General features: G+C 68.0%; 18 protein-coding genes. 5 read left to right on the top strand and 13 right to left on the bottom strand.

Going from position 1 to position 14507, the window contains the following annotated elements:
- Nucleotides 1-5: 5 nt before the first annotated feature.
- The 4 genes from prcA to dop form a co-directional block, all read right to left on the bottom strand.
- Nucleotides 6-740, bottom strand: a complete 735-nt coding sequence (gene prcA, locus QM774_RS04185) for a proteasome subunit alpha (protein ID WP_414974687.1) — start codon at nt 738-740, stop codon at nt 6-8.
- Nucleotides 737-1567 (bottom strand): proteasome subunit beta, encoded by an 831-nt coding sequence (prcB, locus tag QM774_RS04180; protein WP_414974686.1) that lies wholly within the window; start codon nt 1565-1567, stop codon nt 737-739. Before prcB ends, prcA begins: the two co-directional genes overlap by 4 nt.
- Entirely contained in the window at nt 1564-1755 is a 192-nt protein-coding gene (locus QM774_RS04175; protein ID WP_414974685.1) for a ubiquitin-like protein Pup, read from the bottom strand. Before QM774_RS04175 ends, prcB begins: the two co-directional genes overlap by 4 nt.
- Nucleotides 1756-1821: 66 nt before the next feature.
- Nucleotides 1822-3324, bottom strand: coding sequence for a depupylase/deamidase Dop (gene dop, locus QM774_RS04170; protein WP_414974684.1), 1503 nt, complete (start codon nt 3322-3324; stop codon nt 1822-1824).
- A gap of 80 nt (nt 3325-3404) precedes the next feature.
- Between dop and QM774_RS04165 the strand changes: the two genes are divergently transcribed.
- Complete coding sequence (locus QM774_RS04165) at nt 3405-3683, top strand: hypothetical protein (protein WP_414974683.1); 279 nt, start codon at nt 3405-3407, stop codon at nt 3681-3683.
- 9 nt (nt 3684-3692) lie between these two features.
- Here the strand turns inward: QM774_RS04165 and arc are convergent, their stop codons facing one another.
- Both arc and QM774_RS04155 read right to left on the bottom strand, forming a co-directional pair.
- A complete protein-coding gene (gene arc, locus QM774_RS04160) occupies nt 3693-5357 on the bottom strand; it encodes a proteasome ATPase (RefSeq protein WP_414974682.1) in 1665 nt (554 codons plus the stop codon).
- Between the two features lie 38 nt (nt 5358-5395).
- Nucleotides 5396-6226: a tRNA (adenine-N1)-methyltransferase gene (locus QM774_RS04155; protein WP_414976586.1), complete on the bottom strand. Its 831-nt coding sequence runs from the start codon at nt 6224-6226 to the stop codon at nt 5396-5398.
- 64 nt (nt 6227-6290) lie between these two features.
- On the opposite strand from QM774_RS04155, the gene QM774_RS04150 reads away from it, so the two are divergent.
- The gene (locus tag QM774_RS04150; protein WP_414974681.1) at nt 6291-7163 is read left to right on the top strand and encodes a thioesterase family protein; all 873 of its coding nucleotides are present in this window, start codon (nt 6291-6293) and stop codon (nt 7161-7163) included.
- 4 nt (nt 7164-7167) lie between these two features.
- Here QM774_RS04150 and hisG read toward each other — a convergent pair whose 3' ends face one another.
- Genes hisG through QM774_RS04120 form a run of 6 tightly spaced genes read right to left on the bottom strand, consistent with a single transcriptional unit; the run spans nt 7168 to nt 11385 of the window.
- Nucleotides 7168-8016, bottom strand: coding sequence for an ATP phosphoribosyltransferase (gene hisG / locus QM774_RS04145; protein ID WP_414974680.1), 849 nt, complete (start codon nt 8014-8016; stop codon nt 7168-7170).
- Between the two features lie 47 nt (nt 8017-8063).
- The gene (locus QM774_RS04140; RefSeq protein ID WP_414974679.1) at nt 8064-8327 is read right to left on the bottom strand and encodes a phosphoribosyl-ATP diphosphatase; all 264 of its coding nucleotides are present in this window, start codon (nt 8325-8327) and stop codon (nt 8064-8066) included.
- Nucleotides 8328-8384: 57 nt separating this feature from the next.
- On the bottom strand, nt 8385-9002 hold the full coding sequence (locus QM774_RS04135; RefSeq protein WP_414974678.1) for a hypothetical protein: 618 nt from the start codon (nt 9000-9002) through the stop codon (nt 8385-8387).
- A 59-nt stretch (nt 9003-9061) separates the two neighbouring features.
- Complete coding sequence (locus tag QM774_RS04130; RefSeq protein WP_414974677.1) at nt 9062-9754, bottom strand: HAD family hydrolase; 693 nt, start codon at nt 9752-9754, stop codon at nt 9062-9064.
- A gap of 31 nt (nt 9755-9785) precedes the next feature.
- Nucleotides 9786-10445, bottom strand: coding sequence for an aspartate/glutamate racemase family protein (locus tag QM774_RS04125; protein WP_414974676.1), 660 nt, complete (start codon nt 10443-10445; stop codon nt 9786-9788).
- A 58-nt stretch (nt 10446-10503) separates the two neighbouring features.
- Complete coding sequence (locus tag QM774_RS04120) at nt 10504-11385, bottom strand: DMT family transporter (protein WP_414974675.1); 882 nt, start codon at nt 11383-11385, stop codon at nt 10504-10506.
- A gap of 79 nt (nt 11386-11464) precedes the next feature.
- Between QM774_RS04120 and QM774_RS04115 the strand changes: the two genes are divergently transcribed.
- Nucleotides 11465-12346 carry a PAC2 family protein gene (locus tag QM774_RS04115; RefSeq protein WP_414974674.1) on the top strand — a complete coding sequence of 294 codons (882 nt, stop codon included), beginning with the start codon at nt 11465-11467 and terminating at the stop codon, nt 12344-12346.
- Between the two features lie 133 nt (nt 12347-12479).
- Nucleotides 12480-13406 (top strand): hypothetical protein, encoded by a 927-nt coding sequence (locus tag QM774_RS04110; RefSeq protein WP_414974673.1) that lies wholly within the window; start codon nt 12480-12482, stop codon nt 13404-13406.
- Between the two features lie 88 nt (nt 13407-13494).
- Here QM774_RS04110 and QM774_RS04105 read toward each other — a convergent pair whose 3' ends face one another.
- The gene (locus QM774_RS04105) at nt 13495-13803 is read right to left on the bottom strand and encodes a hypothetical protein (RefSeq protein WP_414974672.1); all 309 of its coding nucleotides are present in this window, start codon (nt 13801-13803) and stop codon (nt 13495-13497) included.
- Between the two features lie 249 nt (nt 13804-14052).
- Between QM774_RS04105 and QM774_RS04100 the strand changes: the two genes are divergently transcribed.
- Nucleotides 14053-14505, top strand: a complete 453-nt coding sequence (locus QM774_RS04100) for a MarR family winged helix-turn-helix transcriptional regulator (RefSeq protein WP_414974671.1) — start codon at nt 14053-14055, stop codon at nt 14503-14505.
- Nucleotides 14506-14507 lie beyond the last annotated feature (2 nt).

Genomic DNA, 14507 nt, shown 5'->3' with positions numbered 1-14507 from the left:
TGCGGTCATTTCTTCGGCTTCTCTCCCAGGACTTCGGCGACCTGTGCCTGCGTGCGCCGCACGAAGGCGCGGCGCGGCCGGTGGCGGTCGAGGATCGCGACCTCGAGTTGATCCGACGTCAGCGGCACCGGCGTGTCCGAACCGTTGCCGCCGTTCTCGGTCCCGGCCGCACCGAGGGCGTCCACCGCGATCGTGAGAGCCTTGGCCAGTGGCAGATCGGGCTTGTACGCCGCGGCCATGGCGTCGGCGATGGGCTCGGTGGTACCGCCCATCACCAGGAACGACTTCTCGTCGGCGATGGAGCCGTCGTAGCTGATCCGGTACAGCTGGGACGGCGTGTCCTTGCCGGGCGCGGCCACCTCCGCCACGCACAGCTCCACCTCGAACGGCTTGGGCTGTTCGGTGAACACGTTGCCGAGGGTGTGCGCGTACGCGCTGGCCAGCGACAGTCCGGTCACATCGGCCCGGTCGTAGCTGTAGCCCCGCAGATCCGCCATCTGGATGCCGGCACGGCGCAGTGATTCGAATTCGTTGTACTTGCCCACGGCGGCGAAACCGACACGGTCGTAGATCTCGCTGACCTTGCGCAGCGTGTTGGACGGATTGTGCGCGACGAACAGCACACCGTCGGCGTAGGTGAGAGTGATCACCGAGCGGCCGCGAGCGATGCCCTTGCGGGCGAGCTCGGATCGGTCCCGCATGATCTGTTCGGCACTGGCGTAGCCGTACGGGTAGGTCATCGTCCGGCCTCCTCATCGCCCGATGCCCGACAGTCGATCACCGATTCGGCGGCCGCCGCGATCGCGGACTCTTCGACGGTCTCCGCTCCGGCCGGACCCACCCGGACCGCGGTCGGAAAGATCTTGCGCACCAGGTCCGGGCCACCGGTGGCCGAGTCGTCGTCGGCGGCGTCGTAGAGCGCTTCGACGGCCACCGCGAGCGCCTCGTCGGCGGTCAGGTCACTGCGATAGCGCTTCTTGAGCGACGAGTTGGCGAACACCGACCCGGAACCGATGGCGTCGTAGCCGCGCAGTTCTTCGTGTCGGGAGCCGGCGACGTCGAATGAGAAGATCCGGCCCGGCGCACTCGGGTCCGTGGCGTTCTCGTCGTAGCCGACGAGCAGGGGCAGCGCCGACAGTCCCTGCATGGCGGCACCGAGGTTGCCGCGGACCATGGTCGCGAGCCGCGACACCTTGCCGTCCAGGGTGAGCGGCACGCCCTCGATCTTCTCGTAGTGCTCGAGTTCGACGGTGAACAACCGGATCAGTTCCACCGCGATCCCCGCCGTGCCGGCGATACCCGCCGCCGAATAGTCGTCGGTGATGAACACCTTCTGGATGTCGCGGGTGGAGATCAGGTTCCCCATCGTGGCCCGCCGGTCGCCGGCCAGGATCACACCGCCCGGATACGACACCGCGACGATCGTGGTTCCGTGCGGGATGGCGTCGGAGAATCCGCCGCCGGTGGGCAGGCCGTGGCCCGGGAGGCGATCCGGCGCGCTGTGCCGCAGGAACTCGGTGAACGAGGAGATGTCGCGGGAAGCGTGATCGCCCTGCGGGGCCCTCACTGTCCGCCCTTCTGGACGTAGGCACGGACGAAGTCCTCCGCGTTCTCTTCCAGCACGTCGTCGATCTCGTCGAGGAGGTCGTCGGTGTCCCCGGCGAGCTTCTCGCGGCGCTCCTGGCCGGCCGGCCCGCCGCCGGTGACCTCGTCGTCTCCGCCGCCACCGCCGCGCTTGGTCTGCTCCTGCGCCATGCTCGCTCCTATCCGGGATCTCTGTCGTTCCACCCTACCGGTGGAGGGCCTGCTCGGGTGGTCTGGTCACGTGGTGAGCGCGTCGACCAGTTCTTCGGCCGAGGCGACGGTCTCGAGCAACTCGCCGACGTGTTCCTTGGTGCCGCGCAGCGGTTCGAGAGTGGGGATCCGGATCAGGGAGTCACCGCCGAGATCGAAGATCACCGAGTCCCAGCTGGCCGCCGCGACGTCGGCGCCGAACCTGCTGACGCAGTTGCCGCGGAAGTAGGCCCGGGTGTCCTCCGGCGGGTCCGCCACCGCGGCCTGCACCTGGTCTTCGGTGACGAGACGCTGCATGGAGCCGCGTGCGACCAGCCGGTTGTACAGACCCTTGTCGAGGCGGACATCGGAGTACTGCAGGTCGATGAGCTGCAGACGTGACGCCGACCAGCCCAGACCTTCGCGCTGCCGGAAGCCGTCGAGCAGACGCAGCTTGGCCGGCCAGTCGAGGATCTCGGCGCATTCCATCGGGTCCCGCTCGAGCTTGTCGAGGACGTCGGCCCATGTCTCGATGACGTGGCTCGCACGCTGATCACCCGAGTAGTGCCGGTCGTGGAAGTCGCTCACTCGTTGCAGGTATTCCCGCTGCAGGGCCAGACCGGTCAGTTCCCGGCCGTCCGCCAGCGCGACGGCGGCGCGCAGCGTCGGGTCGTGACTGATCGCGTGCACGGCCTCGACGGGCCAGGCCAGCGACAGATCGGACAGGTCGACGCCGGCCTCGATGAGATCGAGGACCAGGGCGGTGGTGCCGACCTTCAGGTAGGTGGACGTCTCCGCCAGGTTCGCGTCGCCGATGATCACATGCAGGCGCCGGTACTTGTCGGGCTCGGCGTGCGGCTCGTCGCGGGTGTTGATGATGCCGCGTTTGAGGGTGGTCTCGAGGCCCACTTCGACTTCGATGTAGTCGGCGCGCTGCGACAGCTGGTAGCCGGCTTCCTCACCGGCCTGGCCGATGCCGACACGGCCGGAACCGCAGATCACCTGACGCGAAGCGAAGAACGGCATCAGGCCGACGATGATGTCGTCGAACGGGGTGTCGCGGCTCATCAGGTAGTTCTCGTGGGTGCCGTAGGAGGCGCCCTTGCCGTCGATGTTGTTCTTGTAGAGCTGGATCTTCGGCGAGCCGGGCACCGTCGCGACGTAGCGCGCGGCCTCTTCCATGACGCGTTCGCCGGCCTTGTCCCAGATCACCGCGTCGAGGGGGTCACGGACCTCCGGGGCCGAATACTCGGGGTGCGCGTGGTCCACGTAGAGGCGGGCGCCGTTGGTGAGGATCATGTTGGCCGCACCGATCTCGTCGGCATCGATCACCGGTGCCGGACCGCCGCTGCGGCCCAGGTCGTAGCCGCGGGCGTCGCGCATCGGCGACTCCACCTCGTAGTCCCAGCGGGTACGACGGTCCCGCCGAGGCACCTTGGCGGCCGCCGCATACGCGAGGACCGCCTGGGTGGACGTGAGGATCGGGTTGGCCGTCCGGTCTCCGGGGACGGAGATGCCGTACTCGACTTCGGTGCCGATGATGCGTTCCACGTCTACGAGCGTAGGCGGTTGTCCACAACCGGGCACATTGCGTCTGGCGTGTCGCGACCGGACCGCTCTACCGTGGTTTCATGGCTTCGATCCCGGACCCCAAACACGACACTCGACTGCGCAACGACGTCGATGACCTGTACGTCCTGATCGGGGCGGTACAGACCGACGTCGCCGAACTTCGCGCCGTCGTCGACGGGCACACCGCGATCCTCGATCGACACACCGCGATGCTCGATCAGCACACCGCGACGCTCAATCAACACACCGCGACGCTCGATCAGCACACTGGAGAACTCGCCGGCCACACGCAGAAGCTGGACCGGATCCTCGAGATCCTGGAGGCCCCGCGCGCCTGACGGCCGTGGTTACAGGTACTGCCCGGTGTTCGATTCGGTGTCGATGGCACGGGAGGCGCCGTTGCTCTTGCCTGTGACGAGGGTGCGGATGTAGACGATCCGTTCGCCCTTCTTGCCGGAGATCCGCGCCCAGTCGTCCGGGTTGGTGGTGTTCGGCAGGTCCTCGTTCTCGGCGAACTCATCGAGGATCGAGTCGAGGAAGTGCCCGATCCGCAGGCCGGGCCGACCCGTGTCGAGCTGTTCCTTGATCGCGTACTTCTTGGCCCGGTCCACCACGTTCTGGATCATGGCGCCGGAGTTGAAGTCCTTGAAGTACATGACCTCCTTGTCACCGTTGGCGTAGGTGACCTCCAGGAAGCGGTTCTCGTCGGTTTCGGCGTACATGCGCTCGACGATGCGTTCGATCATGCCGTCCACGCAGGCCTGTTCGTCGCCGCCGAACTCCTTGACGTCGTCGGCCGACAGCGGCAGATCCGTCGTCAGGTACTTGGAGAAGATGTCGATCGCCGACTCGGCGTCCGGCCGCTCGATCTTGATCTTCACGTCCAGTCGGCCGGGACGCAGGATCGCCGGATCGATCATGTCCTCACGGTTGGAGGCGCCGATGACGATCACGTTCTCCAGGCCCTCGACGCCGTCGATCTCACTCAGGAGCTGCGGCACCACGGTGGTTTCGACATCGGACGAGACGCCCGAACCCCGGGTGCGGAAGATGGAGTCCATCTCGTCGAAGAACACGATCACCGGTGTGCCGTCGGACGCCTTCTCGCGGGCCCGCTGGAAGATCAGCCGGATGTGACGCTCGGTCTCGCCGACGAACTTGTTGAGCAGCTCCGGGCCCTTGATGTTCAGGAAGTACGACTTCGCCGACAGGGCGTCTTCACCGCGCGCCTCGGCCATTTTGCGGGCCAGCGAGTTGGCGACCGCCTTGGCGATGAGCGTCTTGCCACATCCGGGTGGGCCGTACAGCAGCACACCCTTCGGCGGACGCAGGTCGTAGTCGCGGAAGAGCTCGGCGTGCAGGAACGGCAGCTCGACAGCGTCGCGGATCTGCTCGATCTGGCGCCGCAGTCCGCCGATGTCCTCGTAGTCGACGTTCGGCACCTCTTCCAGGACGAGGTCCTCGACCTCGGCCTTGGGGATGCGCTCGAACGCGAACCCCGCCTTGGTATCGATCATCAGCGAGTCGCCCGGACGCAGCTTGCGTTCGGCGGTGCCGCCGTCGTCGGTGTGCACGAGAGGCTCGGCCAGATTGACCACGCGTTCCTCGTCGGCGTGGCCCACGACCAGTGCGCGCCGACCGTTCGGCAGCACTTCACGCAAGGTTCCGATCTCACCGACGAGGTCGAAGCCGACGCCCTCGACGACGGTCAGTGCCTCGTTCAGGCGCAGCCCCTGGCCGCGCTGCAGGCTCGAGGTGTCGATGTTCGGCGACAGGGTGAGGCGCATCTTGCGGCCGGAGGTGAACACGTCGACGGTCTCGCCGTCGACGATGTCGAGGAGCACCCCGAATCCGCTCGGCGGCGTGCCCAGGCGGTCGACCTCTTCCCGCAGCGCGATGAGCTGCGAACGCGCGTCATTGAGCGTGTCCATCAGCTTCTCGTTGCGCTTGGTCAGCTGATCGACCTGGTTCGCCAGGTCCGAACTGCCTCCGGGCCGATCCGACTCGCTCATACGCACCTGCTTCTCATCGTCGTTCTCTCGTCTCCAGCTTATCCGCGCGTGGGGCGACGCTGCACCCGCAATGTCTGCGTGCCGTCGGCGAGCCGCCGTGCGGTGATCAGGAAGGCGGTGTGGCCCTGCATCCGGTGTTCGGGCCGGACGGCCAGTCCCACGGCGCTCCAGTCGCGTACCAGTGATTCCCAGGCGTGCGGTTCGGTCCAGCACTGCTGTTCACGCAGTGCCTCCACGACGCGCGACAGCTGGGTGACCGTCGCGACGTAGACGGTGAGGACGCCGCCGGGCCGCAGCGTGGCCTTCACCGTGTCCAGACACTCCCACGGGGTCACCATGTCGAGGATGATCCGGTCGGCCTGTTCGGCCGGGTCGTGGTCGGCCAGGTCGGCTACTCGCAGCTCCCAGTTGTCCGGCTTGGCACCCAGGAACGTCTCCACGTTGCGGACCGCGTGCTCGGCGTGATCGTCGCGGACCTCGTAGGACAGGACCGAGCCGTCGGCGCCGACGGCCCGCAGCAGCGACAGAGTCAAGGCGCCCGAACCGGCGCCGGCCTCGATCACGGTGGCGCCCGGGAAGATGTCGCCTTCGGAGACGATCTGCGCCGAGTCCTTCGGGTAGATCACCTGTGCGCCGCGCGGCATGGAGACGACGTAGTCAGTCAGCAGCGGCCGCAACGCCAGGTATTCGGTGCCGCTGGTCGCTTCGACGACGGTGCCTTCGTCGGCGCCGATCAGGTCGTCGTGGGCGATGGCGCCGCGATGGGTGTGGAAGTTCTTGCCCTCCTCCAGCACCACGGTGAACTTGCGGCCCTTGCCGTCGGTGAGCTGGACTCGGTCGCCTACGGCGAAGGGGCCGGTGGTCGCCATCGTGTCGTGGTTCCTCTTTCGGGGCGGATCGTCGGGTTCCTCAACCCTGTCATAGAGTGCGGTCATGGAGCCCAGTCAGGTGACGGAACAGTCCGACTTCACCGCCTACTTCACCCCGATCGACCCGCCGGACGGTGCCGACGCGACGTACGAGTACTTCCGGCCGAGCGGCGCGGTGGTGAGCGTCTGGTCGCCGAAGATCCAGCACGGCGGTCCGCCCACCGGTCTCCTCGTCCGGGCCATGGAGCGAGCGGTGGATCCGTCCGACGGTCAGGAGTTCAGTCGCGTCACCATGGAGATCCTGGGTGCGATCGGGCTCGGTGTGAATCGGGTGCGCGCGGTCGTCCCGCGGCCGGGCCGGCAGATCTCCCAGGTCTCCGCGGAGCTGGAGGTCCAGCAGGATGACGGGACCTACCGTCTGGTGGCCCGCGCGACCGCGTGGCGTCTGAAGTCCTGTGATTCGTCGTCGGTGCAGCGCCTACCGCGCACCCCGTTGGACCTGACGCCCGACCGGCTGGAACAGCACATCGGATTCCCGGAGGTGAACGGCATCGAGGTGCCGTGGGGTCGTGTCGGGTTCATCGGCACCGTCACCGTGTGCGGTCAGCCGAGCCGGGTCGGCGGTCTGGCCGCGATCTGGATCAAGCCGAACCTGCCCCTGGTGGCCGGCGAACACACCTCTCCCCTGGCGTCGGCGTTCACCGTGATCGACGTCGCGAACGGTGTCGGCACGCCGCTCGACCCGATGACGTGGTCGTGGATGAATACCGACACCACGGTGCACCTGATCAAGCAGCCGGCCGGCGACTGGGTCGGCATCGACTCGAACATGGCGGCCGGCGCCACCGGCTATGCGGCGTCGTTCGCCGACCTCTACGACGTCACCGGCTTCCTCGGACGTTCCGCGCAGACCTCGCTGCTCAGCCGGCAGGGCTGAGAGGTCAGAACCGGCAGGAGCGGATGTCCGAGGCCAGGATGGCGCGGGCGCCGAGCTCGGCGAGATCGTCCATGAGCGACTGGTGGGTCTTGCGCGGCACCATCGCCCGGACGGCGAGCCACTCCTCGTCGGCCATCGGCGAGATGGTCGGCGACTCCAGGCCCGGGGTCAGGGCGACTGCCTGGTCCAGCAGCTTCTTCGGGCAGTCGTAGTCGATCATCACGTACTGCTGACCGAACACGACGCCCTGAACGCGAGCGATGAAGCGCGCCGCATCCTTGGACGGTTCCTTGGCGTCGGCGCTGCGCACCAGCACGGCCTCGGAGTCGCAGAGGGATTCGCCGAAGGCCTTCAGCCCGTGCAGCTTCAGGGTCCGGCCCGAACCGACCACGTCGGCGATGGCGTCGGCGACACCGAGCTGGATGGAGATCTCCACGGCGCCGTCGAGGCGGATGATCTCCGCGTCGATACGGCGCTCGGCGAGATCCTTGCGGACCAGGTTCGGGTACGAGGTGGCGATGCGCTTGCCCTCGAGATCCTCCACATTCCACTGCTCGTCGCCGGGGGCGGCGTACCGGAAGGTCGACGCGCCGAAACCGAGCGCCACCTCCTCGATCACCTCGGCGCCCGAGTCGGCGGCCAGATCGCGGCCGGTGATACCCAGGTCCAGTCGTCCGGCACCGACGTAGATCGCGACGTCCTTCGGGCGAAGGAAGTAGAACTCGACGTCGTTGGCGACGTCGATGACGTTGAGGTCCTTCGGGTCCGAGCGCTTGCGGTAACCGGCCTCGGTGAGGATGCCGACGGCGGCTTCGGACAGGGCGCCCTTGTTGGGCACGGCGACGCGCAGCATGGCGAGGCTCTCTTCTTCGGTCGTGGTCGTGGTGGTTCCGGCGAGGTCTACAGGAAGCGGTAGACGTCCTCGGGCGTGAGCCCGCGCTTGATCATCATCACCTGCACCCAGTACAGGAGCTGCGACATCTCCTCGGCGAGCGAATCATCGGATTCGTGCTCGGCGGCGAGCCAGACCTCGCCGGCCTCCTCGATGATCTTCTTGCCCAGGGTATGGACGCCCTTGTCGAGCGCGGCGACCGTGCCACTGCCCTCGGGTCGGGTCGCTGCCTTCTCGGTCAGCTCGGCGAAGAGGTCGTCGAAGGTTTTCACGGTTACCCATGTTCGCACGTCGACCCCGCCGTTCGCGATTCAGATACCGGCGGACGGTCAGTGTCGCGTGATGCTGCCAGGTTGCGGGTGCTCGCCGGCCAGGAGAGGCAGCGGGCGCCAGGAGTGGTCGACGCTGATCGGCGTCTGCGGTCCGGACGGCTTGTGCACTTCGGAACCGGGCGGCGCCGGTTCGGGCGCCGGATGGGGATGCTGGTCGGCGGCGACCGGAAGGGTCGACGCCGCGGCGGGCCGGCCGGACACGTCGTAGACGGGCCGATCACCGATGGGCACGTCGAGCCAGGTCTGCGCATTCATCAGGTGCCCTGCCACCGGACGGCACGGCGAGGTCGCCGGATCGGCGCCGTCCGCGAGTCCGCGGTCGGTCATGGCGGCCGACACCAGGACCGCGTTGGTGTGCTCTCGCACCGTCACCGTGACGTGGCATCGCAGGGCGACCTGCTCGCCCGGTACCGGCCCGGCCGTCGCGACATCGAGGGTCTGCGCGGTGTCGTTCCAGTAGCCGGCCAGCGACAGCTCTCCGAGATCACGACCCAGACCCGGTGCCCGGTCGGGCGTGCTGCTCGCCACCGTCGGCGTCGACGATGCCGAGACGGCGGTCGACGATGTGCTCTCGGCGATCGGCGTGCCGGTCTCCGCACCGGCGCAGGCCGTCACGCCGGCGACTGCGGCTGCGGCTGCGAGAAGAAGCGGAGCCGCCGCCCCGCGCCGGAGCCTCACCGCGCTCCGCCGGCGCATGCGGCGGTCAGATCATCGAGGGTGACGCCGACCAGACTGTCCCGGAAGGTCCGCCGGGACGCGGCCGGTACGGCGACCGCGGACGGCACGACGAGGGTCGGCACCCCGGCGGCGTGGGCGGCGGCCGAGCCGGTCGGCGAGTCCTCGATGGCCAGACAGTCCCGCGGATCGGCGCCCGCGAGTGCGGCGGCCCGCAGATAGACGTCCGGGGCCGGCTTTCCGGTCTCGACCTCGTCACCGCAGACCGTGGCGATGAAGCGGTCGGCACCGATGAACCCGATCGCCACGTCCGCGACCTCCCGCATCGTGTTGGTGACCAACAGCATCGGGATGTCCGCCGCGGCGATCATGTCGAGCGTGTCCCGAGCGCCGGGCCGCCACGGCAGCTCGCGGTCGAAGAGTTCGATCACCAGGTCGATCATCCAGCGCTCATCGCTGTCGAAGTCGCGTCCCGATTCGGGCACACGGGCGGCGTCGTACACCTTGGTGAGAGCGTCGACGCTGTTGTTTCCCAGCGTCGCCTCCCGCAACTCCGGCGTCATGACGATGCCGTGCCGCTGTGCAAGCCGTTCCATCGCGACATCCCAGATCGGTTCGGTGTCCAGGATGGTGCCGTCCATGTCCCAGAGGACGGCGGCGGGCAGTGAATCGGCGGGCGGGGTGCTCGTCATGACTCCCACGGTACGTGGCGGGTCACGGGCACTACTGGTTGATGGCCTTCACCAGGTAGGCGGCCGCACTCGGCACCGGCTGAACGATGCCGACCGTGCTGGTCTTGGCCAGTTCGTCGGCCGCGGCACTGAGCGGGCCGCCGCCGATGATGACCGACTTCGCACCGTCTTTCACGCATTCGTCGATCGCCGCGGAAAGCGTCGTGATCGCGAGCTTCGGGTCGGCGGCGACTTCTTCGGCGGTGGCGCTGGTGAACCGCAGCCCGGTGAACGGGGCCGTCTGATTCGCTTTGACGAGTGCCTCCAGCGAGGGACCGAGCTCCTTGGTGGTGGTGACCATGCCGAACGGCTCCCCGTCCGCGCCTGCGGCGAGGACGGCGGCGCCGCCGATACCGATGATCGGGATGTCGTAGATCTTGCGCAGGTCGTCCACACCGGGGTCGCCGATCGCCGCGACCATGATGCCGCGGGTCGCGCTGTTCACCGACTTCTTGGCGGCGGCGACGACCTGCGGAACGCTGGCCGCGAGGGCGGTCGGATCGACGATCACACTCGGCCCTTCGGCGGCGGTGGCACCGACCGCGGTCAATCCGCTGCCGGCGAGCTGCTGGGTGGCCAGGCTCGTCATGGTGTCGGTGGTCTGGGTGTTGGTGTTCGGGTTGATCACGAGGACATGCGGTGAATCGGACATACCCCGACGGTAGAGTCCCGCCGGCCACCGGGGAGCGGATTCGCCGATCGAACCGGCGCTAGGCGACCGGCGCCTGGGCCTCCTCGTTCAGGCTGGTGTCTGCTCCGAGACGTCCGATGGCGACCGTGGCCACCGCCATCACGACGACCGAGGCGACGACGGCGACCCCGCCGAGCTCGTCGACGTGCAGGTGTTCCCGGTACAGGGTGAGGCCCAGTGTCACCGCGACCACCGGTTCGAGGACGCTCACCGTCGGCAGCGACGTCTGGACGCTGCCGGCGTGATAGCTGAGCTGCTGCCAGAAGGTTCCGAGGATCACCGCCACGATCATCGCCCACAGTTCCCAGCTCGACAGCGCCCGCCAGACCCCGTGACCGAGTTCGTCCATCGCCGTCTTGGTGAGCGGATCGGAGTAGCCGAGCACCGTGCCGGCGGCCACGGCCAGGACCAGGGATCGTCCGGCGCCCCGCCGCAGCAGGCGAGCACCGCCGACACATGCCGCGAGCACGACCACCAGTACCACCGCCGGTACCGTCCACGATTCGGCCGAGGGTCTGGTCACGCCGGCGGTGGGCCTGCCCAGCAGCACGAACACCGCCAGCGCGGCGACGAGCACCCCGGACCACGTCCATTCGGCGACGGTCAGTCGGCGCCGGTGCGTCCACGCTTCCAGAGGCAACGCGAAGAGGAGGGTCGTGACGAGCAGCGGCTGCACCAGGACGACGCTGCCGACCGCGAGCGCCGCCGCTTGCACGCCGAACGCCAGGGTGTCGAGGGCGATACCGGCGAGCCATGTGCGGCGGCGCAACAGTTGTCCGACGAAGCCGAGCGCGCCCGGCCGCTCGTCGGGAACATCGGCGGCCGCTCGCTGCTGCAGCACGGCCGCCCCCGCGAACATGGCGGATGCCAGCAGCGCGAGGACCACAGCGAGGGCGGTCACGTGTCGCTGCCGGACTGGGTGCGGGACATGTGTCCGAGAGTAGTTCGCACGGTGAACGCTCGACTCGTACGCTGGTGGAGTGACCCGTAAGCCCGTCGACCGTCTGCCCGAACTCCGTGATCCGATCCTGATCGCGGCGTTCAGCGGCTGGAACGACGCCGGCGACGCCGCCACAGACGCGGTCGATCACCTGGCCCTGATCTGGGATGCGACCGATCTGCACAACATCGACCCCGACGACTACTACGACCTACAGGTGTCGCGACCGGTGGTCCGGCAGGTCGACGGCGTGCTGCGGCGCGTCGAGTGGCCGTCGACGCTCGTCTCGTACTGCCGTCTGCCCGACGCCGATCGTGACGTGGTGCTGGTGTCCGGTATCGAGCCGAACTTCCATTGGCCGGCGTTCTGCCGGGAGATCGTGGACATCGCGATGACCCTGAACACCGAGCGTGCCGTGATGCTCGGCGCCTACACCTCCGATATTCCGCACACCCGACCGGTGAAGGTGACCGGATGCGCCGATTCGGCGGAGGCCGCCGCCGAGCACGGGTTCACCAAGGACAAGTACACGGGCTCGGCGGGGATCACGACGATTCTGCAGAGTGCGTTCACCGAGGCCGGAATCCCCGCGATGACCTTGTGGGCGACGGTGCCGCACTATGCGGCGAATCCGCCGCAGCCGCGCGCCTCCCTGGCGTTGCTGAGCCGTCTGGAGGACGTGCTGGACACGGCGATCCCGTTGGGCAAACTGCCCGCCAAGGCCGACAAGTGGCAGGCCGCCTACGACGACATGACCGCCGAAGACGAGGACATGGCCGGGTACGTGCGTGATCTCGAGGAACTCGACGACGCCGAGCATTCTCTGGGCGACGACGTCGACGGCGACGTGCTGGCCGCCGAATTCGAGCGGTATCTGCGGCGCCGCGGCCGCGACGAACGCGGCCAGCGAGACCAGCGGTAGCCCGCCCCACTCCCCACTCCCCTCGTCCAGTCGATTTCGGTTGCACCTGTCGGTGTAGATCGACAGCCGGACCTGAAACAGACAGGCCGAAGCGTGGAGGGAACCGTTCGCGGTCCCGCAGCGTCTAAACCGCATGGAACTGCCTGTCGATGATCGAGGATTCGTGCGGCGCGCCGCCGCTCTCGACCTGGGATTCACGGACGACGCGCTGTCGACTCTGACCGCACGAGGCGAACTCGAACATCTCGGCCACGGCGACTACGTGCACGCTGAGCGCTTGCCCGACGGCCCCAGACGCGGCGACGTGAAGTACCGGCTGCGCTGCATCGCCTTCGCCACATCGGGGCGCGGTGCACCGCCCACCCTGAGCCACGAGTCGGCGGCCGCGCTTCACGGCCTGCGGCTTCTGAAACCGAGCCACACGGACATCCATCTGTTGAGCGGACCGCACGGGCGCGGCATGCATCGCCATCGACGGCATATCCATCAAGGGACGGTCGACGACTCCCAGGCTCTGGTGGTCGACGGCGTACGAGTCACATCCTTGGCGAGGACCGCGATCGACGTCGCCTGCAGCACCACGTTCGCCGGCGCGCTCACCGTTCTCGACAGTGCCATCGACCTCGGCACCGGCCGCGATGCGCTGACGATGGAACTCGAACGGACACGGCGCATCGGATCGTCCGTCGCCCGGCGTGCACTCCACCACGCCAGCGGACTCTCCGAGTCGGTCGGCGAATCGTGGAGCCGTGCTCAGCTGATCCACGCCGGAATCGAGGTCCCGGAACTCCAGGTCTGGTACGACATCGGCGGCCGTCGAGACTGCCGGGTCGACTTCGACTGGCACCGCAGACTGGTCGGCGAATTCGATGGGCTGAAGAAGTACGGCAGATCGTTGCGGAGATCGGGAGAGTCCGTCGAAGACGTGGTGATCAGAGAGAAGACTCGCGAGGACCGTCTTCGGGCTCTGGGAGTCATGGTCATCCGGTGGACCTGGGCCGATCTCGAATCCGGTCGCCTGCCGAATCTGGTGCGTCCTTGGCTGCGACGCCTCACCTGACCAGTCCCACCTCAGCTCAACCAGTCGATGTCGGTTGCACCTGTCGGTGTAGATCGGCAGGCGGAGCTGACACCGACGGGAGCAGCGGCTAGTCGATCTTCTCGATCTCGATCACCGGCGTGGTGATGCGCCAGGTCCGGACATCCGGATCATCGGCGGCGCTCACCCAGAACTGGGCCGGATCGCCCACCTTGCAGCTGCGCACTTCCAGGAGAGGGATGTCCTGGGAGTCACGGCGCAGTTCGCTGACCTCCCAGACCTCGTCGTCGTGCCGGCCGACACCCGGTGCGCGCAGCAGCGTGCCCTCACCGAGGTCGAGCAGATACGTGGACGTGTGGGTGCGCACCGCGAAGACACCGGAGTCGGTGCCGTCGGGGATCTCGTTCACCAGGGCCACGCGAGCAGCCTATCGGAGAAGCCGCTCCCCGGAGGCCGCCGATGCATCCATCGGTGCATCCGCGACGACCCCGAGGACCCGAAACCGGAGCCGGCACTGTCTTCTCCGTCACAGCCGATACCCAGCCGAACGACGTCGCGGCGCCGTCACCTGCGGCTTCGTCACACGGACCCGCTCGCCGGATTCCTTTACCTGTCGATTACTTGGCATGTGGCAACTAATACTGCTCTGGTCGAGAGGAGTCACCGCATGACAGCCGATCAGCGCACCGCCGCAGCCGTGTCGACAGCCGTCGATGCGGGATCCGTGCACCACGATCTGACGACCGTCAACCGTCTGCTTCGCTCCCGCGCCTACGGCAGCGGGCTGACCGCCGGTGCCGCGGCCGCCCTGTGGACCATCGTCCATCACGCTCCCCTGCGCCTGTCGGCGCTCGCCGAGCTCGAGGGCGTGTCCGCTCCCACGATGTCCAAGATCGTCACGTCACTCGAACGTGACGGATACGTGGACCGCACCCCCGATCCCGACGACGCACGAGCACGTCTCCTCGAACCGACCGCTACGGGTCGTGACCTCGTCACGAATGTGCGCAGCGTACGGGTCGGGGAACTCGCCACCGCACTCGACCGGCTCGGCGCCGACGACCGGGAGACCGTCCAGCACGGCCTCCGTCTGCTCGCCGCCGCCCTCATCACCGCCTGACC

The organism is Gordonia sp. (in: high G+C Gram-positive bacteria) (genome assembly GCF_047600565.1).
Classification (GTDB): domain Bacteria; phylum Actinomycetota; class Actinomycetes; order Mycobacteriales; family Mycobacteriaceae; genus Gordonia.
Note: the sequence above shows the minus strand (reverse complement) of the source record. Positions and strands in the feature narration are given on the sequence as shown.